The 23,534-nt window shown below is 59.9% G+C and carries 16 protein-coding genes; all 16 read right to left on the bottom strand.

What is annotated here, in order from left to right; all coding sequences use genetic code 11:
- Positions 1-76: 76 nt before the first annotated feature.
- The 16 genes from AC3EA7_RS08715 to AC3EA7_RS08640 all read right to left on the bottom strand — a co-directional run bounded on the left by AC3EA7_RS08715 (position 77) and on the right by AC3EA7_RS08640 (position 23,105).
- Positions 77-1,582, bottom strand: coding sequence for a hypothetical protein (locus tag AC3EA7_RS08715; RefSeq protein ID WP_488613654.1), 1,506 nt, complete (start codon positions 1,580-1,582; stop codon positions 77-79).
- 6 nt (positions 1,583-1,588) lie between these two features.
- A complete protein-coding gene (locus tag AC3EA7_RS08710) occupies positions 1,589-3,256 on the bottom strand; it encodes a hypothetical protein (RefSeq protein ID WP_488613653.1) in 1,668 nt (555 codons plus the stop codon).
- Between the two features lie 562 nt (positions 3,257-3,818).
- Positions 3,819-5,423, bottom strand: a complete 1,605-nt coding sequence (locus AC3EA7_RS08705) for a sialidase family protein (protein ID WP_488613652.1) — start codon at positions 5,421-5,423, stop codon at positions 3,819-3,821.
- The gene (locus tag AC3EA7_RS08700; protein ID WP_488613651.1) at positions 5,420-6,865 is read right to left on the bottom strand and encodes an O-antigen ligase family protein; all 1,446 of its coding nucleotides are present in this window, start codon (positions 6,863-6,865) and stop codon (positions 5,420-5,422) included. Before AC3EA7_RS08700 ends, AC3EA7_RS08705 begins: the two co-directional genes overlap by 4 nt.
- Positions 6,866-7,100: 235 nt before the next feature.
- Entirely contained in the window at positions 7,101-8,285 is a 1,185-nt protein-coding gene (locus AC3EA7_RS08695; RefSeq protein WP_488613650.1) for a glycosyltransferase family 4 protein, read from the bottom strand.
- 13 nt (positions 8,286-8,298) lie between these two features.
- Positions 8,299-9,180, bottom strand: coding sequence for a glycosyltransferase family 2 protein (locus AC3EA7_RS08690; protein WP_488613649.1), 882 nt, complete (start codon positions 9,178-9,180; stop codon positions 8,299-8,301).
- Between the two features lies 1 nt (position 9,181).
- Positions 9,182-10,408: a glycosyltransferase family 4 protein gene (locus tag AC3EA7_RS08685; RefSeq protein ID WP_488613648.1), complete on the bottom strand. Its 1,227-nt coding sequence runs from the start codon at positions 10,406-10,408 to the stop codon at positions 9,182-9,184.
- 10 nt (positions 10,409-10,418) lie between these two features.
- A complete protein-coding gene (locus AC3EA7_RS08680; RefSeq protein ID WP_488613647.1) occupies positions 10,419-11,591 on the bottom strand; it encodes a glycosyltransferase family 4 protein in 1,173 nt (390 codons plus the stop codon).
- A 9-nt stretch (positions 11,592-11,600) separates the two neighbouring features.
- The gene (locus tag AC3EA7_RS08675; protein WP_488613646.1) at positions 11,601-13,142 is read right to left on the bottom strand and encodes an efflux RND transporter periplasmic adaptor subunit; all 1,542 of its coding nucleotides are present in this window, start codon (positions 13,140-13,142) and stop codon (positions 11,601-11,603) included.
- 609 nt (positions 13,143-13,751) lie between these two features.
- Complete coding sequence (locus AC3EA7_RS08670) at positions 13,752-14,654, bottom strand: glycosyltransferase family 2 protein (protein ID WP_488613645.1); 903 nt, start codon at positions 14,652-14,654, stop codon at positions 13,752-13,754.
- A 166-nt stretch (positions 14,655-14,820) separates the two neighbouring features.
- On the bottom strand, positions 14,821-16,143 hold the full coding sequence (locus AC3EA7_RS08665; RefSeq protein ID WP_488613644.1) for a glycosyltransferase family 4 protein: 1,323 nt from the start codon (positions 16,141-16,143) through the stop codon (positions 14,821-14,823).
- A gap of 16 nt (positions 16,144-16,159) precedes the next feature.
- Positions 16,160-17,629, bottom strand: a complete 1,470-nt coding sequence (locus AC3EA7_RS08660) for a flippase (protein ID WP_488613643.1) — start codon at positions 17,627-17,629, stop codon at positions 16,160-16,162.
- A gap of 11 nt (positions 17,630-17,640) precedes the next feature.
- The gene (locus AC3EA7_RS08655) at positions 17,641-18,726 is read right to left on the bottom strand and encodes a glycosyltransferase family 4 protein (protein WP_488613642.1); all 1,086 of its coding nucleotides are present in this window, start codon (positions 18,724-18,726) and stop codon (positions 17,641-17,643) included.
- An 84-nt stretch (positions 18,727-18,810) separates the two neighbouring features.
- The gene (locus AC3EA7_RS08650; RefSeq protein ID WP_488613641.1) at positions 18,811-19,737 is read right to left on the bottom strand and encodes a class I SAM-dependent methyltransferase; all 927 of its coding nucleotides are present in this window, start codon (positions 19,735-19,737) and stop codon (positions 18,811-18,813) included.
- Between the two features lie 51 nt (positions 19,738-19,788).
- A complete protein-coding gene (locus AC3EA7_RS08645) occupies positions 19,789-20,958 on the bottom strand; it encodes an acetyltransferase domain-containing protein (RefSeq protein ID WP_488613640.1) in 1,170 nt (389 codons plus the stop codon).
- Positions 20,959-21,371: 413 nt separating this feature from the next.
- A complete protein-coding gene (locus AC3EA7_RS08640; RefSeq protein WP_488613639.1) occupies positions 21,372-23,105 on the bottom strand; it encodes a B12-binding domain-containing radical SAM protein in 1,734 nt (577 codons plus the stop codon).
- Positions 23,106-23,534 lie beyond the last annotated feature (429 nt).

Genomic DNA, 23,534 nt, shown 5'->3' with positions numbered 1-23,534 from the left:
CGAGGGCGCCCCTACGCTGAACCCACCGTGGGCGCCAATGCGCTGAACCCACCGTGGGCGCCAATGCTCACAGTTCTCAGTTCTCGGTTCTCAGTTCCCGGCTCTCAACCCAACGCTTTTCTGCCTGAAACGACGGCTTCTCCATCGAATGGAAGAGCATGACCATCCCCATCAACACGACCAGCGCCAGCGGCGTCAGGCTCGCCCAGCCGCTAAGGTCCAGCGCCATGCCCAGGTTGCGCGCCACGTTGCCCGTCGCCAGTTCCGGCAGCGAGTAGTCCAGCAATGGGTTCGGCTGGTACTGCGGGAAACTCTGCCCGCCAATCGTCTGCGCCCATACATTCAGGAACGACCAGACACCAGTAATGCCCGGCACAACGCACGCCCACCATTGCGCTCCCCACGTTGCAACGAATGCCCCGATGCCGAACGCCAGAAACGGCAGCATCGGAACCAGGTAGCGCGGTCCGACGCCAAAACCGCCGCTCCACATCACCGACGACCCGTTGAACAGCAGGAAACTGACGACCGCCCAGGCGCAGACCGCCAGTTCACGACGGTGCATTCCGCTGCGCCACCAGGCGACGAACCCCGCTAGTCCGATCAGCAACACCGGCGCCAGCAGAAAGAGACCGCGGTGCACGCCGAAGGAGATTCCCCACAGCGCCTCGCGGTTCGGACCGGCAAGGCTCATAAAACCGGACTGATGTTCCGCCTGCCACAACTCCGAATATTTGTAACCGACCGGCATCACTGTGCCAAAGATCGCGTAGTTGTATGCCATCATCAGCGCCAGCGGCGGCACGCCCGCCAGCGCCGCACCCGCGATCCAGCGCCGGTCTGGCAGCGCCGCCAGCAGATACAACCCGACACCCGCAATAATCAGCGCCGCCGGATACTCAGTAATCAGCGTCCATCCCAGGAACACGCCGATGAGCAGCGACCAGCGCGGCGACACGCGGCGCTGCCCGATGAGAAACGCGATCCAGAACGAGGCAAACAACAACGTCGCCACCTGCTGATGCCCCATGAACGCATTCGAATAGGGGAAAGCCGGCGTTGCCAGTCCATAGATCAGCGTGATGACCACGCGCCAGCCAGCCGCAAGATTGAACAGTTCGAGAAAGCGATAGAGCACAACGCCGAGCAGTGCCGAGGGAACAGCAACCGTCACGAACGACGCGATCATCAGCACCAGCGCGAAGTAAACCTTCTCCGTCGCCAGACCGCTCCCATCGGGTTGCAGCGTCTCGCCAAACGCCGCCGACGAACCGGCTCGCTCGATGATCTGCTGAACCGGCGCCGTCTGGAGTATCGGGCGAACGGCGGCGTACACCGGAACGGCAAGGAACGACGTGCCCGGCGCTTTGTCGCTGTAGTAGTGCCCGTTGTACTTCGCATAATCGCCGGTATTGGCAACAAACCGGTCGATCTGGAAGGAACCGTCATCCACAATCGCCAGCGTCAGGTTCAGCCGCGAGTTCTGATTCCAGTCCGCCCAGCGTGGCGGAAAATAGGCGTAGCATGCCAGCAGAATCAGGAAAAGCAGGATTTCAACCCGGAACCGGGAGATGATGCTCATAGTATGCTATCCATTCGGCAGATGTGCCGCTGTTACGCGGTAAATCGTCGTATCGCCTTCAGAAAACGCCACCGTCAGATAGCGCCCAACCGCAGGATCAAGCGCGGCAGTCGCCTGGTCGCGCTCACGAACGACAATGTATGTCACCCCATATGAAGACAGAATCTCCTGACGGCGCGCATCGGAAACGATGGGATCAAACACCTCGCGCACCATCGCCTTTTTGCCGAAGAAATCGAGGGTGCCTGCCCAGTGCGCCAGGAATGCACGGGCATCGGAGCGCACCGGCACGTGCTGCCCATACTCGAGATCTGCCAGCACCACATCCCCGGCAGTAGTGTGCGCCTCAAGCCACACCAGCGACTCCGCCTCGCCGCGTGTCAGATAGTAGGGCGCTTCGAGACGGCGGAAATCAACAAACCGCCAGACGACGAGGTACACATTTGTCGCAACTATCAATGTAAAGAGAAGGGCGAGCGCCGGTTGTAGCAACAGAGAGCGGCGCTGCTGCAACCAGGGAATAACGCGAGTTGCCAGCGCCGCAGCCGCCAGGATAGCAATTGGCATCTGCCAGCCGAGTAGCAGGTGGATCTGAAACTTGACCGGCAGATACGCCAGCACAAAGTGAAGCACAAACCAGACGGCAACGAGCACTTCCGCATCACTCCGGCTTTGCAAAGCGCGAGGGCGAAAGTGGAGCAGCGCAAGCAGGAAAGGGACCCCCAGCAGGATCGGCAACTCCCACGGCGGCGGCGTCCAGGCGCCGGCATTGTCGAACTGGCTCAATTTTTTGCCCCAGGTGGGGTCGAGAAGCACCAGCGCCGACAGATACGCGGCAGCCGGCGCGGAGAGCGCGAAAATAATCAGACCGCAGCGAAACAGAAACGCCGGGAAGCGCCGGTCACGCAGCCAGACAAGCAGACCAAACGATCCCATGACGGCATAGATTGTGATCAGGTCATAGGCATGCTGCAACCCCAGAATCGCCCCCAGAACGCCGCACGCCACAGCGTAGCGGTAGCGTCCTGTACGCATAGCCTGAAGCAAGAGCGCCATCATTGCGACAATCAACGCCAGCGCCATACCGAAATGCGGAAACGCCGTTATGATCCAAAAGGTGTTGGCTTCAGCAGTGTAGATGTTGAACGGAAACGGCGCTTCGGGCAGACGGTAGACGTATTTGACGATCACCCAGATAAACCCGAGACCGCCGCCAAAGATAAAGATCAGGTACGCCAGCCGTCGTTGCTGTGCATCGGCAACCGCCAGACTCAGGAAGGCATACCCTGCTGCCAATACCGCTACTGCCGCCACAAGCCGCAGCCCCGACCAGAGCGCAGCGTACTCAAGTCCGGTCAACGCCCCGATACGCCCCACCGCCCACCAGAGCAGATTGAAAAACGCGGGAGCGTTCGGTTCCGGCGTCAGCCGATTTGGCGCCAGCGGCTCATGCGCCAGGTCGCGCATCCAGGCGAAGTACTGCGCGTGGTCCGGCATGTTGTACACGATCCCGACAAACTGATACTCTGAAGTTGCAAACAGATACCCCGCCAAAACAGGCAGCGAACTGAATATCAGCGCCAGCGCCCATACCAGGATCATAAATACACGCTCATGCGAGCGCGCCGCCGGTGTTGCAATGTCTGCCGATGCTGCTGAGGTGGTGACCGCCATAGGATCGTCTTCCCTGTGCCTGCTGGTTCACTCAAAAACGCTATTTGGACGGATATACCGTAGCACGTCGGGATGACGGCAATCTGTATTGCAGTGGATAGTGAGTGATAATTCTGTAACTTATGCTAACTTACGATCAGTCAGACAAAATGTTCGCGCGCTCGTTGTGCACGGCGCAGCGGTCAATGCGCACCGTCAGGCGTATCGTGGACGCAGACTGCGCCCTGGCATTAGCAGCCCTGGCGGGGCTTCCACTTGCAGTGCGCCCCGTCGCACTGCGTCCTCAGCGAGGGCTTTCGCCCGCAGCGCCCCAGCGTCCCGCTGCACACCCCGGCAGTATGATACAAATGACCGCGTATTAGTTTACGTCTGCATATCAGTCGGCAGCGCGATGCACATTGAGATGAAGTCTGGCCAGCGTGCATTTTTCAAAGATGCTCTAATTGGGCGAAGGGTGGAGTGTTCCACACCTCGAAACGAGTGAGAGGCGGGTTGCGTCGCCAACAGCATGGAGGGGCAGCGATCAGATCGCCTGGTGCAATAACAATCGCCCGCTCCCGCCCTACCTGCGTCGCCTCCATCGGCGCAACGCATAAACGCCGACGACGATGCTGATCGGCGGCAGCAGCGCTAGCGCCAGCACCGGCAGCGCCGCCGTTTCCCAGCGGGGAGGACCGTCGATCGGCGGCGCTGTCACTGCATCCGCAGGAAGAGGAGTGGGAGTGGGAGGGATCGGAGTGGCGGTTGGCGCAGCAGTTGGCATTGCCGTCGGAACTGGCGTGAACAATGGCAATGGCGCCGTTTCGGGAAGATCGATCTGGCGTGAGCTGTACCAGATACGGTAGCGGTCGCGTTCGTCTGCTGCCATGCCATCCGCTCTGCGCGTGTACCAGACGGCGTGAAGTTTATTGCCGTTCGATACGGCAATAACGGGCCATTCTGGGTAGAACTCATTTGCCGAAACGATTTCGGGCAGGCTCCAGCGCGAACCATTCCATACCAGGTGCAGCACCATCGACGGCATAGCGCCGGGAACGATGCCGGACATCGTCGTCGGATAGCCAACGACCAGCAGATGGACGTTCCCTTCGCCGTCGGTGGCCATCGAGTACTGGTCGAGATCATTCCCGCGGGTATCACGGGCAACGACGCCGGGCAGCGCCTCTGGCCGACTCCAGGTATCGCCGCCGTCGCGCGAATACTGGTAGTAGATCGTTCCCTTCAGTGTGCGATACACTACAATCGGATTATCGCCGGCCGCAATGCCGATGGTTGTCTGCTGCACAGCATCATCAGGAACGGTGAAATAGACTGGCGGTCGCCACGTTTCGCCGCGATCATCCGAACGACGGTAGACGCCCTGTTTGGGTAACCCCAAACCGACATACCAGTCCTTCCCCTGATCCCAGACCACGTGAACTCGATCGCGACCGTCAACTTTCACCTGCGGTCGGTTGTCGCCATAGGGCGAGTTCGACAGGTTGACCGGTTCCGACCAACTCTTGCCCCCGGTATCGGAATAGCGGTAGAACAGATTGGCGCAGTTTGGACACTCCGGGCGCGGTTTTCCCGGTTCATCAGGAACTCCCTGCGACCAGAACGCATGCAAGCGCGCCAGGCTATCGACCCCCAGCGCCACATAGTAGCCGCTGGCGCCGACCGTGCGCGGCTCACTCCACGCCGCCGCCGTCCACGCGCGATCCCAGGGAACGCTGACGTGCCGGATTACCGTGCCCATGCGCAGTAACACGTGCAATTTTCCGTCACGGCTCATGACAATACTGTTACGAACGGTATATCCGCCAATAGCCGTCTGCACCACATCATTGAATGGCGACCAGGCGCCATCGCGCAACTCGCGGTACATCAAAAGATCGATGCTCCCTTCATTGCCGGCCGTAGTTGCGATGCCGCTGTACCACACAATATGCACGCTGCCCGTCGGACCAATCGCCATGCTTGGAAACCAGGAGGAGCCATAACGCACTTCTTTCTGGCCCGAGGAAAGCGGTGCAGGCGTCACCTGTGCCGGCATTTCCGCCGAGACCGGCGGCGACACCTCGAACGGCGTCGTCCAGCGGCTGCGCTGTGCCAATGCAGGCGCCGACGGCTGCGCCAGACTGATCACGCAAAGCAAGCCCACCAGTAATGTTGCCAGGGGTTTCATATGTTGCTGCTTACCGTCTCGGTTGCTCGTTGACGCTCGATCATATGCCGCAGACTAATCAAGAATCCGACGAAAAACCAGCTATAGACGGTGTACTTGAAGCCGGTAATCGTCTGATTGTATGCAAACGGCAGAATCCAGTCGCCAAAGAACATGGAAGCCTGCGCGCCGATCCAGCCGCTCACGACAGTCAACGCTGCGGTCTTCAGAAAACCGGGCGGCGCATCATGGTACAGCCGCAGCCCTTCGCGCGTGCTCGCAATGGCGAACCAGAGCCAGATAACGGACCCGACTACGCCAAACTGGGCAATAATATCGAGGTAGTTATTGTGCGTCGAGCGTGCATCGTGAGGGTAGTACGTCATGTAGTAGGGCGCATATCCTGCAGGACCGGTGCCAAAGAGCCAGTGATCGCCAACCACACGCAGATTGATCTCCCACATGCCTACCCGACCATCCGCGCCTTCGTTCAATTCCTCTTCAATCATCTGATAAAAAAAGTCCTGCTGCACATAGACGAGCACGACCGCTGCGATGACGAGCACCAGGAACCAGCGCCATGACCGAATAAATGTTGCTGCAAATATGGCAATAACTGTCGGAGTCCACCCGGATTTCCAGAGCAGATTGACCAGCATAGTCTGATAGAGGTTAGCGATAATGAGCGCCAGGAGTAGTGCTCTCCAGCGCCAATCGATTCCTGGATGAGCGATCAGCAAAGTATACGCTGGAATAACGGTCCACAATCCCCATAAACCACGGTCAGCCAGAATGCCATGCTCGATTTTTAAGATCTGAAAGATAGTCATGAGCGACCCAAGCACCAAAAAGCATCCGATGAAGTATTTGATGTAACCTTCATTCTGCAGAAAATTGCCGATCAACAGAGCAACGCCAATCGAAACCGAATAGGTAATAAGGGACGCCAATTGAACGTTGATAAAGTTTGAAAAAATACCCATCCGCAGGATCGGGTCACGCCATACAATCCCCCAGATCAACGATATAGCACATGCTACGCAAAACGCTAGCATTGGACGATTGATCGGCGATGGCGACAGAGTCCAGTTCTTGCGCATCGCCATCGATGTGATCCATATGCCGCAGAGCGCCATTGCGAGAACCAGAGAAACAGGTATTCTGGTATATGTTCCGGTCGGTATATCAAGGGGGATCGCCATTGCTGCAATCGGCAAGAGCAGAATCATCAACCTGAAGCGCCGGCTGATGAAGAACAATGCCGGTATTGCTGCTATCGGACCGAAGATCGCCAATGCGACAAGCTTCCGATCTGCGCCGATAACATACCCCGCCGCCAGGCTCAACCCGATGACGCCAAAGAGGGCGCTGGCGATCAAGAACCAACGCGAGGCAAGGATGGACTGCCCCCGTGCTCTGTCGCTTTTCAGTCCAGGCGCCTGCCGGTCAAATATCACGTGCATATCGGTTCACAGAAAATAAGGTCCTATCCGAATAATAGCCGGATATTATTCTGAATGAGTCGCCACTGCTGGACTATGCGTGGCGCAAGCGCTGCGAGGCAATCCTGCCGCCTGATACGCCTCGCGCAGCGATGACAACGCCTGATTATTCCGATAGGCGCAACGTCCCATGTTTCACATCGTATGGTTGCCCGTTAGAGCGCCTGACAACGAAAGAGGCCCAATCCTGACACTGTCAGGCGACATGGAAGGCGCTGACCCTCTTCCGACCGGCAGAGCACTGCTGATACACGGCAACCGTCTCACGAGCGCAACGCTGCCAGGAGAAACTTGCCGCGCGTTGCAAGCCGCGCGCCATCAATGCATCACGCAGCGCCGCATCGTTGAGCACCCGTTCCATTGCCTGAGCAATGCTCGACGGACTTTCAGCGTCGATTAGCAGCGCTGCATCGCCGGCAACTTCAGGAATTGACGAATTGTTGGCGGCTACAACCGGCGCGCCACACGCCATTGCCTCCAGGATCGGTAGACCAAAACCCTCGTATCGTGATGGAAAGACGAACAGTGCAGCAGCATTGTACAGGGAGACCAGATCGTCACTCGAGACGTGTTGCAGGAAGCGTAATCGCCCTTCAATACCATGTGCGCGCGCTTCCTCCAGGATTGACCCCGCCAGTAATGGATGCGTCCAGACAATAGCAAGATCATGACTTGCCCGTAATCGCTCCGGTAAAAGCGCATAAGCGTGCAGTAATGTTGAGATGTTTTTCCGCGGGTCGGCGGAGCCAAGCGCCAGAATAAAACCTTCGCTCAGACCAAAACGTTGTCGCACGGCATCGATTGCAACTGATCGATCAATGAAGCGGTAGCCAGGCGCTGCCGCTTCATAGGTGACAAACACGCGATGTGCAGGAATGCCAAGATGCTGCACAATCGCTGCGCGCGCATCGCAAGACACAGTGATGACAGCACGTGCCCGTCTGGCTGCCATCTTGGGTACATACTGGTAATACAGATCCATCAGGGATCGTCTGACTCGTTGCTGCTGCCGGGTGAAACGATGGGGAAACATCCAGATCGTGTCGTGAATTGTCACAACCAGCGGGCAGGGCGCATTCACCGGCGCTGTCAGGCAGAGTGCGTGGAGCACGTCGATCCGGTCGCGTCTGGCTTGCATCGCCAGACCGATTTGCTCACGCCAGGGCATGCCGATGAACGGCGCCGTTCCTGGCACGACCCGCACGGTTGCATTAGGCGCCGGTGGTGTGATCATCTCTGCGATAGGCGGACGATCAACATACAGGATATACTCATTGTCGGGATCGACTTCCAGCAATGCGCGAATCAACTGCTCGGTGTATGTCTTGAAACCGCCTGGCTGCGGATGGGTCAGAAAACGCGCATCTATTCCGATCCTCATAACCGTTATCCCTTCAGTGCAGGTGTGGGACGCTCAACGCCCGGGTAAGAAGACGAAGATCGTGATATGCCTCGGCTCGTCCGCTTATCTTCTCGACCAATGCCTTTCCGTGCAGTACAAGACGCAACGTCAGGCTCAAAACATACGCCTGACGCCGACCATAATGCTTGGTGTAGAAGCGTATCTTGCTGCGGTAGAGCTCCGCCTTCATACGCGCACTTGCCTTTTTGCTACTCTGCCCGCCAAGATGCACGATGGTCGCTTTCGGCAGATAGCAGATCTCCCAACCGGCTCTGCGCACTCTGAAACACCAGTCGGTCTCCTCAGAATACATGAAGTACCCCTCGTCAAGAACGCCAACCTGTTCGATGACCTCACGACGGATCATCAGCGCCGCGCCGCCGACCCAGTCAACCGAGTACGCTGCACTTCCATCACGGGTGCAATACGGTTTGCGTGACCGAATATTGCGCCCCAGCAGTTCCGACCAGAACGACGGAAAGGCGGACCATGAAGGTTGAAGTGTGCCATCAGCGTTGAGCAAGCAGGCGCCGACGACGCCAACCCGATGATGGACATCCAGAAATCGGGCCATATGCTCGAGCGCCTGCGCGTGAACAATGGTGTCGCTGTTGAGCAGCAGAACATAATCGCCCCGCGAAGCCTCTATAGCCTGATTATTCGCTGCCGCAAACCCCCGATTCTCTGCGTTTTCAATGACCTGAACATACGGATAGCGCTCACGCACCGCAGCAACACTGCCATCACTTGAAGCGTTGTCAACTACCCAGACATCGTAAGACCGCGAAGGCGGATGTGCAGCGATTGAGTCGAGGCAATCGAGCAGAATGGCACGCGTATTCCAGTTGACGATAATAATCGACATTGTGTTCATATCAGGCGTTCCTGATGTGTTCGAGTCCTGGTGCAACGACCTGGCGGCGCTTTGCAACCTCATGGATCAGGTCGTTCATCCGCTCGCCAATAACGCGCCAGTCGTACATATCCGCAACGCGGCGGCGGCCCTCAATCGCCAGACGTGTGCGCAACTCTGGTTGCTCCAGCAGCCGCAGCGTCGCCGTAGCAAACGACTCTGGAGTATCGGCAACCAGCACGTGGCGGTCATGTTCAAGCGCCAATCCCTCGATCCCCTTTGAGGTCGAAACTACCGGCGTGCCAAGCGCCAGCGCTTCCAGCACCTTAAGGCGGGTGCCGCTGCCTTCACGCAATGGCACGACCTCACACCACGAGCGCGCAACTTCGGCGCGCACATCAGGAACAAACCCTACCACATCCACGCCTTCGAGCGATGGGAATGCAGCGAGGTGTTCCGGCCCGGCGCGTCCGGTAATACGCAGCCGAACACCTGGTCGTTCATGACGTATCCGCGGAAAGATGTCTCGCAGAAAGTAGTGCATTGCGTCTAGATTAGCGCTGTAGGTGAGTGAACCCGGATAGATAAGCGTGTCCGGTTGTGGCGCGCTCCAATTGCTGCGATCTTCGCCGACGTCGGCGCCGTTCGGTATCAATGCCAAGAGGGTGTGTGCAGACGCCAGACGACGCACCAACCTCAGCTCTGCTTCCGAGACGACACTACAGGCATCAAAAGAGCGCAAGAGATAACGAACATATGCGCATTGCTTGTACCACGTCAACCATGCGCGCAGCTTCCCGCTTGGGGAAGGCGCTCGATGCCAGGCAGACAGTCCAACCAGCTCCGGGTCATCAAGGACGCGCACTACGCCAGGAATAGAGGATGCATAGACAGCGGTCGCCAGTTCGATTGACAGAACGACGTCCGGCTTTAGCATTGCTGTTCGTTCTTTCACCAGGGCGCTAAACTGCGGACTCCATCGAACACGCACCGATGCCGGTTGGACACGCCACAAACTGGCAACGACATCTCGATGACGTGGGTTCACCTGCGGCGCCGATAGCGCCATTGCCGATGCGCATATTTGATCGATTTCCTGGCGTTGAGGAGCGCCGATGCCGTCATGGACGAGCGCGATGAGATGGATTTCATGGTTGCGCGCAAGTGCGCGCAGCAGATGGCGAATCCGCAATTTGATGCCATTGTCCGCCGGCTCGGGCCACCAGGATGTGAGTGCCAGGATGCGCATTGTCGTCACCTCAGCGACTCGCTTTTACCGCCGCAGATGCGCAATACGTCATCTGCGCCGCCTGCTCGTAACTCTCCAGGATCCGCTGCGCGGTCTTGCGCCAGCTGAACTGCGCCGCGTGCGCCAGCCCACGTTCGCGCAATTGCGCCGCTTCTGATGGATCGGTCAGCACCCTTTCCAGATAGCGGGCAAGCGTGGCGTCATCCTCGGCGTCCATCACCAGCGCCGCGCCACCGGCGACTTCCGGCAATGGACCGCGATCCGAGACGATGACCGGCGCGCCGCAGATCATCGCTTCAAGCACCGGGATGCCAAACCCCTCGAACCAGGACGGGAACACGAAGACGTCCGCCATACTGTACAGCGCAACCAGATCGGCGCGCGGCGGGTTGATCAGCAGCAACGCATGGTCGCGTTCGACCGCCTCGAACACCACCGGCAGCGGCGTTGGATGGCGTGAGAAGAAGACGATCCGGTGACTCTCGCGCACTGAGTGCGGCAGTCGCCGCCAGGCGCGCACCAGCACGCCGGGGTTCTTTAGCGCGTCGGCCAGCACAAAACGTCCTGCGATCCCGTGGCGCTGACGCACAGCGTCGAGCGTTGTACGATCCTCAATCCGTCGCATATCCGGCGTCGGTGCGTGCGGGATGGGGATGATCCGCTGTGGATCGAAACGACAGTAGCGCAGAATATCCTGCCTGGCATACTGCGAAACGGTCAGCAGCAGGTCGGCGTCGCGCAGCATTAACCGCGACCCGATGTACAGGTAGACGGTCATCGCCATTGAACGCAGCGTGCGTCGAGAACCGGAACTGAAAAGCGTCTCGCGCAGCGGCATAATGGTCAGCGCATCGTGGAGAGTCACAATGGTGCGCGCGCCGGGGACGCGAAATCCGTAGTTCGCCGGGTAGTGCGCCACATCGAGATGGTCGCGCGTCATGGCGCGCCGCAGCCCAACATAGTCCAGGTAGACGCTGGAATGCGGACCGCGGTACGGCAATAATCGCAGCGTGACGTTTGACGGCAAATCAGTCAATTCAAACGGACGTTTGACGTCTGCATACAGGAAGACGTGGTGATCGGCAGCGATCATGCACAGTTCTGCAACGAAGTGTTTGATATAGGTATGGACCCCGCCCACCAGTCCGTGGGAGAGATAGCGCACGTCGATGCCGATCCTCATGGTTGGCTCCTACTGTCCGATGACCACATCGCCTTCGTTCAGACCTCGGAGGATTTCCACCCGGTCTGGCGTCGTCAGGCCCGTCTCGATATCCACCCGTTCGGGGCGGTCGCCGCGCTGCACCAGCACATAACTGCGCGAATCGGCGCGAATGGCTTTCGGCGGCAGCCAGAGCACGTTTTCTCGCCGCGCCAGCACGGCGGTCACGACTGCCACGTCACCGGAGACCAGTTTCAGATCAGCCGGCTCATAGGCGATATGGTAGCCGCTCAATGCGCCATTCGACCCGCCGCCAGGAATGCCGGTCACTGTTCCCTGGTAGATGGCACCAGGGTAGCGCGCAAAGGTCATCGATACCGGCTGCCCGACCACGAGAGGGGCTGAACTGCTCGTCACTAGCACCTCCAGAGCGTCGGCGGCGACCGATGGGTCCAGCGCAATGAATGCCAGTTCTCCGGCGCGCATGACAGAGCCAGGGGCGATGTTGACCGCCAGGATTTGCCCGTCGAACCCGGCGACCAGTTTGAGCGCCTCGATCTGGCGCTGGATGTCCTCCACGCCTTTCTTTGCTTCCTCGACTGCCCGTTCGAGCGTTGGATCGACCTGAATGGCGCTGCGCGCCTGTTCGACAGCCAGTTCTGCCAGCGCAACATTGCGCCGCGCTTCCGCTACTCTCAGCGGATCAGGACCTCTGAGCAGTTCGTCGAGCGCCGCCTGTGCGATAGCAACCTGAGCTTCCGCGGCCTGGACGGCGGCAATCTCGTTGTTGCGCGCGGTGTCGTACTCGATCTGGAGCCGTGCGACTTCTTCTTCGGCTGCGCGCAGCGCATCGCCGGCGCGGGCGAGACGCTCCTGTGCGCTGTTGTTGGTTTTATCCTGTTCTGCGGCATATGAAGCGGCGCTGAACTCCGACTGCGCAGCGATCAGACGCTTCTGCGCCTGCTGGAGCGCAAGTTCTGCGCGGGTCTTTACTGCGGACGCATCATTGCGCGCCCGGTCACGGGCTGCCTCTGCCTGCTGAACTGCTGCGCGCGCCGCCGCAACTCTGGCAGGATCGGGAGGAGTGAGCAATTGTGCCAGCGTGGCGCGCGCCGCTTCCAGATCGATCTCGGCGCGCCGCAGCGGGAAGCGCAACTCGCCAAGCGCGCGCTCGAGTTGCCGCCGCGCCTGCGCGTACTGCTGCTTCGCCTGCGCTAGACGATCACCAAGTTCGCCAGGGTCCAGCTCCGCCAGCACCTGACCTTTGGTGATTTCGGTGTTGGGCGTCACATAGACCGCTTTGACCACCCCATCGACCGCAAAGGAGAGTTCGCGTTCACCGACAGCAGCGACCCGTCCCTGCAATTCGACGCTACGCTCGATCGTGCCGCGCTGGACAGTATACGTCGTCCACGGCGCACGTGTCGGCGTCGGGATTGTGGTGGGTGCAGGGGTTGCCGTCGCCGGAGGCGGCGTCCAGGTTTCGGGGGTCGGAGGCGCCGATGCAATCGACCCACAAGCAGAGAGGATGATGCTCCCAATCAGGGTAATGCCAGCAATTATCTTTCGCATAACCGCGCTCTCCTTCCACGGATGCCACGCCTGTATCGCTGACAGGCAAGCCTGAAAAGACTATAGCACGCAGCGGTGACGGCGCTCTAAATGGGGAGGGGGAGTGATTGACGATATTGTCATTGTGAGATCAGGTGGATCTTACCGCTCCGGTCACGCCTGTTCTTCTGAACCGCAGAGCCACAGAGGGCACGGAGAGGAGCAACACATGCACCATTCGCTCGCACATCTGCCACGTGTGCGCCTGCTGGTTGGAACCACAGAGCCGCAGAGGATGCAGAGAGGGTCATATGTGCGCCTTTCACCTGCGCACCTGTTCTTCTGAATCATGGGGCTACTGAGGTGACTGTTTACGCTCTACAAAGGGCGTCCACAGGGGGGCGCCCCTACGCCGCGCCACAACCCCACGGGCGCCCCTACGCACTGCCGCGCCCCCACGGGGGCGCCCATCCGGGAGCGCCCCTACGCCTCACATTTCGAGACGTTGCAGTGCCATGTTAGCGCCGTCGCGTTCAACGACCACCCGCAACCCCTCTCGCCTCGCCCCGCTCGCCTCGCCCCTCGCCCCTCTCCCCTCTTACCTCTCGCCTGAATGAAATGTTGTTAATCTCACGTCATCTCCCACCTGCCGAACCGTCCGCGCCAGAAATCGATCCAGGCGTGGCGCATCCCGGTGCGTCCCGAACGGGTGCGCCATTTCGGGCGAATCACCAGGCTGAGGTACGTGCGCAGGTCTTGCAGCAGGAGCACATCGAGCCATGTGCGGAGCGGCGCGCCGGTTGCACGCAGGAAGAGGAGGCGATTGCGGGTCATGTAGTATGCCAGATACTCTTTGTCGAAGCGCGCATTGAGCGGAATCTTGTGCAGGACGCGCGATTGCGGTACATGCAGAATGCGGAACCCGGCGCGTCGGATGCGCACGCACCATTCGGTTTCCTCAAAATACATGAAGAACCGCTCATCGAGCAACCCGGCGCGCTCCAGCGCCGCGCGCTTGACCAGCAGCGCGCATCCGGTCACGAAATCAACCTCGGCTGGCTCACGGTACTGCCCGATATCGACTTCATTCGTGCGCATGACAGCGACGCCGCGCTTCCAGTCGATCATCCCGCCAGCCGACCAGATCAGGTCGGGGCGTTCGTAGTAGGTGATCGTCGGTCCCACGGCGCCAACCGTCGGATCCGACTCGGCGACCTCGACCAGGCGCGTCAGGAAATCCGGCGCGACTTCGGTATCGTTGTTGAGCAGCAGGGCATAGTCGTACCCGTGGCGCAGCGCATAGCGCAGCCCGACATTATTGCCGGCGGCAAAACCGAGGTTGGCGCCGTTCTCGATAACCGTGACCTGCGGAAACCGCGCGCGCACCGCCTCCGGCGTGCCATCGCTCGAGGCATTATCGAGCGCCAGAATATCGAACGACGGATACTCGACGCGCTGCAACGACTCCAGGCATGCCAGCGTGTCGGCGACGCCGTTGTAGCAGAGGATGAGGATCAGGACGCGAGGAGACATCTCATCATTCCTACCGCAAAATCGACGCGAAGAGGCAAATGCTTGCCATCAACCCTACCCGCCTTTGCGACTTCACACCCTTGCGTCAACATTTTTGGCGAAAATAATCCGCTATAGCCCGGTCCAGCTCGCGCAGGCAGGTTACAATGCAGACCGCGAGCATGTTTCAAAGTCTATGAACAGCACGTCGGGCGATGGCATCATTGTACATCGCAAGCATCTGAACCATCTCATCATCAATGCTACATGGTCGCTGAATGCCGGATCGCAGCTGCGGCAGCAGATCGGGTTCATCGATCAGGCGCTGCAAGACGCGCGCCAGGTCGGTGGCGTCGTTGAAACGAAAGTGCAGACCATCGACGCTATCGCGCACCAACTCCGCCATACCGCCAATGTCGGCAGTCACCACCGGCGTTCCCGCCGCGTGCGCTTCCAGAATCGCCAGTGGCGAGTTTTCGTACCATGTCGATGGAACTACCGCTACATCAAACCCGGCAAGAGTTGCTGGAACAGCAGTGTTTTCAATTCTTCCGTGGAAATGGATGCGCGAGTCCTTCCCCGCCACACGGCGCAGCCGGGTGACATACGCCGGGTTTGCAGTCAGTCCGCCGTAGATGTGCAACTCGATACGTTTGGAGCGCGCCTGTAACTGCCGAAACGCAGCGATGAGCAGATGGACTCCTTTGTGCGGCGCGATCTGCCCAATAAAACCAAGCCGCAGCGCGTCACGCTCACCGTGACGCTGAATGCCGGAAAATGGCGCCAGGTCGAGACCAAGACGCAAGACGTGCAGGCGATCTGGCGGCGCGTAAGCGCGCACCTGATCCGCCAGGAAATGCGAAGGAGCAATGACTTCATCCGGCAACGCCAGTGCGCGGAGCAGCGCTTCGCGACGCGCTGCAATGTACTCACGTCCCGGATCGAAGCCAGCGCGTCGCAACATGTTCCCAAACATGCCGCCGGTCGCCCGCTCCGGCAGGCGGAAGCGACGCCGATCAAGATGCAGACACCAGGCGCATTCGGCGGGATCATCAGGAACAGCGCGGCACAGCGCGCCATCGCCGCGCAGCAGAGTCCAGCGCGGACAGATGAACCAGTAATCGTGCAGCGTCAGCACCGTCGGCACACCAGCAGCGACAGCGGCGCGCAGCGGCGCAACACCCATCAGATACCCTGCCTGAAAATGAACCAGATCAGGGCGCGTCTGTTCGAGGTAGCGCGTAAACCATTCGCCGATCAAGGGGTTGTCGTATTCCCAACTGCGCGCTCCCGCTTCCCGGTTGAAATGCAATCGGTGAACCGGAATGCCGTCGAACGTGTCTGATGTCACAGCAAGTGTACCAGGATTCTCATACTCGACCGACTCGACGGCGACGACTTCCACTGTGTGCCCGTAGCGGTGCAGCCAGCGCGCCAGGCGATAAGTATACAACTCGGCGCCGGCAGTGTAGCGCGGCAGAAAATGATGGACCGGCAGAACAATATTCATTGCTGCTCCAGATATCTCACGAATGTCCTTCCGCCGGCGCGCGCCGCGCCGCAAGGAATCCGCGCACAAACGCCGCCTCGTCCGGTCCGACAACCCGCATCGCCAGCAGCAACCCGCCGTAGAGCGCGCCACCGAGCGCGATTGTCGCCAGGACCGGCAGGCTGCGCGTCAGATAGACCAGCGCCGCCATTGCGATGACTGCCAGCGCAGAGCGCAGAAAGGCGCTCCACTTCATCCGCCCCAACAGGTCGCGCACCAGCCAGACATACTGCACAACCAGCACTGCTTCGGTAATGACCGTGATCACCGCTGCCGCCAGTACGCCGTAGACGGGAATGAAGATCAGGTTGGCAACGACATTGATGCTGCTGCTGACGATGATCGACCGCGCCACCAACGCCTCGCGCCCGGCGATGACCACCACGTAGCCGAGAAATTCGGAAAGGAACATCAGCGGCAGCACCCAGACCAGGATGGCAAACAACGGCGCTGCGGGCGCATAATCGGCGCCGAACAGCAACCCGATCAACGGCGCAGCAACCATGAAGCCGCCAACGGCAATCGGCAGCGCCACCAGCATCAGGTAGCGCAACACCCGTTCGTACACCAGCGGCAATGTCTCCGGCGCTGTCGCCGACTGCCGTGATAGCGACGGGTACAAGGCGGTGTTGAGCACATTCGACAGGGTGACGAGGGAGAAGATCAGATTGTATGCCGCATTGTAATGCCCGGTGACCGTATCGCCGCTGTAGATGTTGAGCAGCACCGTGTCGAAGCGGTACGAAATGCCGAGCGTCAGACCGATGACGCCAAAAGGAAACGCGGCGCGCAGCAACGGCAGCCAGCGCCGCCAGGTGACGCGACCGGGGCGAACGCCAAGACGCAGCACGGCGCGCACCGCCAGCGCCGTCATCAGCGTAACGCCGATCATGGTTGCGATGATCAGACCATAGTACCCGAACCCAAACCAGAGCGCCAGACCGCCAATCGTGACAAACGCAAGTTGATTGATAACCTGCATCCCCGATACCAGATCGAGCCGCTCATACCCTGACAACACCGCTTCGCTGCTGCCGTGAACCGCATAGACCAGGACGGTCAACGAGTTGATCGCAATCGCGCCGATCATCAGCAGCGGTCGCCCCGTCAGGATGGCGGCGCTGACCACCAGGATACCGGCAATTACCGACAGGATCAGGCGCAGGGTCAGAACATCAGCGTACAGCGCCTGAATGCGCTCCTTGCCGTCGGGTTGATCGCGCAGGCGCGCCACCTCGCGCACGGTGTACGGGCTAAGCCCCAGGTCGGCAATGAACAGAAACACGCTGCCAAATCCAAGCACGGCGGCATACTGTCCAAAATCGGTCGCCCCCAGATTGCGGATGATCAGCACTGAAAAGGCGAACGAGAGCAACTTCATCGTAATATGCGCCGCCATGCCGAACGCAGAGTTGCGCAGGACGGTTGTAGCAAGTCGGTGCATCATACTGAAAAAACCTATGCGTAAGCCTCGTCGGAGCGCCGGACAGCGTGACATGCCGCCTTTTCAACCAGCGCCGCTACCCGGTCGAGCCACTGATCGAGCGAATGGTTGCTCACAATCCACTCGCGCGCTCTGCGCCCCATCCGAACAATGCGCTGCGGATCGTTCCACAAAGTCTCAATCGCCTCCGCCATCCCCCGGTCATCGCCAGGCTCAACAAGCACGCCTGTTTCGTCTTCGATAAGATATTCGCTCAATCCAGGACGACGGGTTGCCACAACCGGCTTTCCCATCGCCTGTGCCGCCTGCACCGACGTGCACCCCGCGCTCCACTGGGTCGATGCCTGGATGGGTACGACGATAAACCGACTCTCTTCGTAACACTGCCGCAGAACACTGGGGTGAACGAACGGTTGCGGGGTGACGTTCAGCGGAAGTATTTCCTGCTCATGACCGCCGCGCCACGTCACCCACGTGCTGCCCACTCGCAAATGGCAGGAAATGTGCGGCAGTCGCCGCATAGCGCGAATGAGCGTTGGATAGTCACGGTGCGACAGCCCCAGACTCTGGATAAACGCCTCACGACCGGTTGACGGCTGCGATGGCTTATAGAAATCAACATCGACGGGCGTATGGAGCGCAACCACACGCTGATTGTCAAGACCGAGCGCCTTTCGCATCCCCTCAGCCTCGGCGCGACTGATCGCTGCAATAACATCCCAGCGCTGCTGCAACTTCAACGCCCTGATCAGGCGCAACTTTTGCCGGGACATGCCATGGTGAAAGATGACCATGTGGCGGATGCGCCGATCAAGCAGGAGCGCCAGCGGAATCCCTACGCGCTCGGAAAGACTCACCACCACATCGTAGCCGCTGCGTTTCGCCAGACGCGCCACCGCCATTGCCTGTTGCACATCAAAGCGGGACAGATCCTCAAACCGCCGCACCAATCGGTTTGAACGGAGCGCATTGTAGTCGTGATGCGCTGTCCCAAAGCGCTGCGCCAATTCCAGGTAATCCATGCGGTGATGCCGACCGGCGCGCACCTCGTCGCTGAGACCCGGCGGCGTTGTGTTGGTAGCAACGACAAGCACGCGCATACATCACCTCCCTACCTTGAGTCTAAGCAAAACCCTGATCACCTTGAGATCGCCGATCACGCCTCCACACTACACAATACAACGCTATGCCGCCTTGCGCACCGCAATGGCTGCTGGAAGGACAGGACGGGTATGGCAAGCATCGTATAAACCGTCAATGTGCCAGAATCGGTAAGCATGATCTGGTGTAAACGAACGGAGGTCCCGCGAAAATGGCAGTCGCACTGGAATCTCCTCAGACGGCAACAGGGGTGCAATATCCTGCTCGAGATGGCTCACCTCAAAGCACTGATTCGCGCTGCGAGCCACGTGCGCCATGCCGTTGCGAACTGCCCGTTGTGCTCGAATCTTGCGTATCACGCCACGTCCAATCTCGGCAAAGTTTCTCTGTTTTGCCAGCGCTAGCGTTCGTCGAACATAGCGACTTAGGGGACTATGCTGCTGGCCAGCCTCAGGCGGAGCGTAATCAACTGTCAACACCAGAATGCCGCCTGGCTTCAGGATGCGAAGCAATTCCATTACTGCCCGTTGATCAGACCCAGCCGGAATATGTTCAAGCACGGAGATGCACGAGATAGCATCAAAGGTCGCGTCGGCAAACGTCGTCCGCGTTAAGTCCTGACAACTGAACGCAACTCGACTTACGTAAATGCGCCCGGTGTCCAATCTGCGCAGATGATCGATAAGCTGGGAGTCAACGTCGCAAGCATCAGTCTGTATCCCCCTGACCGCGATAACATGGCACAGTGGCGTCACGCCACATCCTGCGTCCAGGTAGCGATCTCCAGGCTCCAGGCATTCGAGCAGCACGTCAAGAGCGAAAGAGTATTCCAGCTTGCGAAAGGGCCAGCGGCATACCTGAAGGTACTGAGGTATCTCAGTAATATGCGCAGGCACGCTGCCGTCGTGTACTGCCGCTTCCAGTTGACGCAACATCGGCTCGAAATACTGGTCGAAGAGAAACGATTTTACGGTGACATCTTCACCATCATCAGCATATAAAACGTACATAAAAGACCCCTCACATTGTCAGGCAGCAGCCTCTGTTCAACTGCCTGAACCCTACAAATACCGCAACACACTCTCCGGATACCGCTTCCGCAACGCGCGGTAGACTCCGCACAGTGGAATCAGCGCCAGCATACCGAGCGCCCACAGCGCATAGCCGTACACAATACCCGGCAGCGCCGGGGCGTCGATGGTGAAGAACGCCCGCGCCAGCACGTGATACACGACAATATGCATCACATAGAAGAAGAGCGACGTTTGCCCGATCAGGGTCAGCACGCGCAACAGACCGGTTTCAATTCCCTTTGGGAAGGCGATCAGCGCAGCGAAGATCAACGCCGCAATTCCCAGTTTGAACGCCAGATAACTGAGGCTCGGCGGCGCTTTGCTCATCACCAGAAACTGCAGCAGCGGATCACCGGCGCGGTACGATCCCAGGTCGCCATAGCCGCCGATCAGCCGCAGCGCCAGCCACAGCGCCAGCAACCCCGCGCCGATCCCCAGCCAGGTGCGCGGCTGCCGCAGCGCCGGTCGGCTCAGATTTCGCCCCAGCACAAACCCCAGCCACATCACCGGACCCCACCCCAGCAGCGGGAACCCGACCGGCGGCTGCGTCTCGTAGCTGTAGGTCAGGAACAGCGCCTGCGCCAGACTCTGCGGCGCGCCTGCTTCGAGTTGCGGTCGCAGCGCTTCGATAATTCCCTGATGCGCCAGCAGCGTCCCAACGGCAACCGCCAGGATCACGCGCGCCGGCAACAGGCGCAAGGCTGACAGGACAATCATGCCCAGTCCCATCGCCGTCAGCACGTGGATGTACGGCATCTTCCCCAGCCACAGCCAGGCGCAGATCGTCAGGTCGAGCGCCATAATGACGCCGGCGCGCGCCAGGATGAAGCGGCTCACCGCCCAACTCGACGCGCCTTTGCGCACGCGCGACTGTTCGAGCAGCGCCAGGCTGACACCTGCAAGACAGAAGAAGATCGGCGACGCCAGCGTGGTAAGCAACCCGGAGAGCCAGTAGGGCGGGCTTTGGAGATAGACCGCCTGCCCGCCATACGACTCCGCCTGCATCCCGACGCCGATGAAAAATGCGGCGTGAGTCAACGCCATGAGCGCCAGCGCCACGCCGCGCAGCGCGTCGATCGCGGTGATGCGGCTGAGCGCTGTCGTTTGCGCAGCAACGCTGGTTTGTGAGAGGATCCCCGCTGTTGCATGTGTCGCCATCAACTGACCCTTCGTGATGCCGGTGTGCCGCTGAAGCGCACTATTGCGAACAACGGACTTTGAGGACTTGTCGCTTTGCGAGAAGCATTCCAACGAGGTCGTTCGGTCCGTGCCACGAATGGCGCTTTCTCTGTCTGCTACGGATCATCACGCACCCCTATGAAGTGATGATGAAGTTCCCCGACGCCGGATAATGACAATTCTGCAAGTCGAAGGGTGAGGTTCCGCGCCGCGCCAATCAATGCTGCTGACTTTGTGAGAACTTGCAGAGCAATCGACCAAAACCTCGACAATCACGCCTGCACCTCTGAAGCGGCTGGCGCCAGCTTCGACAGGCTCAGCCATCACGGGTTGAGTCTGTCTGAGCCGACGCCAATCACAAGACGGTCATCGTGTGTAAGATTGTTCAATGCCTATGACGCCCCGCTGCCCGTCAGGCTGCCGCTCATCCAGCGGATGTGGTTCGTTCCGATCTTCCACAGGTGCCCCAGCGTCTCGCGGTTGCTCGCCGCCTTGAGGAAGGTCATGATCGGTCCGGGGCGCAGCGACCACTCGCGCGCGGCGCGCTTCGCCCAGTACTCCAGGTCCTTCGAGCTCAGGTGCGGGTAGTTCAGCACCGTGTGGTTGTACATGTCGTAATCTTCCCAGCGGTCCATCTGAATCCAGCCGTTCTCGACCGCTTCGTAGTAGAAGGGGGTGCCGGGGTACGGCGTGGCAATGTGGAACAGGGCGATGTCCAGCGGCAGCCGCTTCGACAGCGTAATCGTCTGCTGGATGGTCTCGACCGTCTCGCCGGGCAACCCGATGATGAAGTAGCCCCAGTTCTTGATGCCCACCTTGCGGCTCGCGGCAATCGTCTCCTCGATGCGCTTGACCGTCGTGCCCTTGCGGGCGCGCTTCAGCACCGCCTCGCTGCCGCTCTCCAGACCCCAGGCGATCATGAAGCACCCGGCTTTCTTCATCAGCGCCAGTTCCTCGGCGTCCACGAAGTCAACACGGCTGTTGCACGACCACTGGAGTTTGATGCCGTCCTTGATGATCGCATTGCACAGGTCGTAGACGAACTCTTTCTTGACGGTGAACAGGTCGGCCTCGAAGTGGATGTGGTGCATGCCCATCTCTTTGAGCATGTACATCTCTTCGAGCACGTGCTGCGGGCTGCGGTGACGCACACTCGCCTGGTAGGTCACGTGCTTGATGCAGTAGCGGCAGCCGGCCGGACACCCGCGGCTCGTCAGCACGAACGTGTACGGTCCACCGACAATCGGAACCTTGTACTTTTTCCAGGGTAGCATGTGGTGCAACGGCAGCGGCAGGCTATCCAGGTTCTCGATGAACGGACGGTCAGGATTGATCTGGACTTCGCCGTGCTCGTTGCGGAAGGCGATGCCGCGCGTTTCGCGCAGCGCGCGCGCGATAACCTGCGGATACACTCCCAGGAAACGGCCACGGGTCGTCAGGTACGACGCATCCGGGAACGGCAATTTGCGCCATGGCGACGTCAGATCGGGATTGCCGACCGGCACAGTCTCGGTGGCCCTCTCGAGTTCCACCTGGCGGTCGACCGTCTGAATAACATCGAGAATGGTCATTTCCGGCTCGCCGCGGATCACGATATCGAGCGTCGGGTACGATTCGAGCGTCTCGCGGCTCATCGGCGTGACGTGCGTACCGATCGCCATGGTAATCGTACCGACCGCTTTGCCGATGAAGGTGGTGCGCATGTCGTTGGTAAGCGTCGGCGCAGTGGCGTGGATGATCATGTAGCGCGGCTTGTGTTTATACATGTAGCGCTCGAAATCTTCCCACGACATTTCGAGGCCGATGGCATCGACCACATCGACGGTATAGCCCGCCTGCTGTACGACTGCGCCAATCTGCGCCAGCGCCGTCTGCGGCCAGATGATGCCGTCGCGGGTGCGGCGCCCCACGCGCGCAATGTCGCGCAGGAACAGGTCGCCATCGGGCGATGGCGGATTAAGCACCAGCACGTCGAGCCGCGGCTGTTTCTCACGCGGCATCTCCACAAACTTGATTTCACCGGCGCGCTCATCGGCGCGGGCGGGAGCGACCAGTTTGATGCCCTGCTTCTTGTCACCGGGCGCAATGTGCTTCCCGTTCGTCGCGTTTGTCTCGTTCTCCGACATATGACGTTCTTCCTCCCACGTGGGCAGCGCGCTCATGGCGTCGGGGGTCGCGGGGTCTGCCGCCGCGAGGTGCCCCTGCTCAGATCGCGCTGAACTGATACTGCATCATCAGCATAATCGTGCGCCGTGAATGTCTGCTGACAGGATGGTTGAAGGGAGGTTACAGAGGTGACATATTTGAGGCGAGAGGTGCGAGGCGAGAGGTGCGAGGCGAGAGGTGCGAGGCGAGAGGTGCGAGGCGAGAGGTGCGAGGCGAGAGGTGCGAGGCGAGAGGTGCGAGGCGAAAGGTGCGAGGCGAGAGGTGCGAGGCGAGAGGTGCGAGGCGAGAGGTGCGAGGCGAGAGGTGCGAGGCGAGAGGTGCGAGGCGAGAGGTGCGAGGCGAGAGGTGCGAGGCGAGAGGTGCGAGGCGAGAGGTGCGAGGCGAGAGGT

Source organism: Roseiflexus sp. (assembly GCF_057785375.1).
Note: the sequence above shows the minus strand (reverse complement) of the source record. Positions and strands in the feature narration are given on the sequence as shown.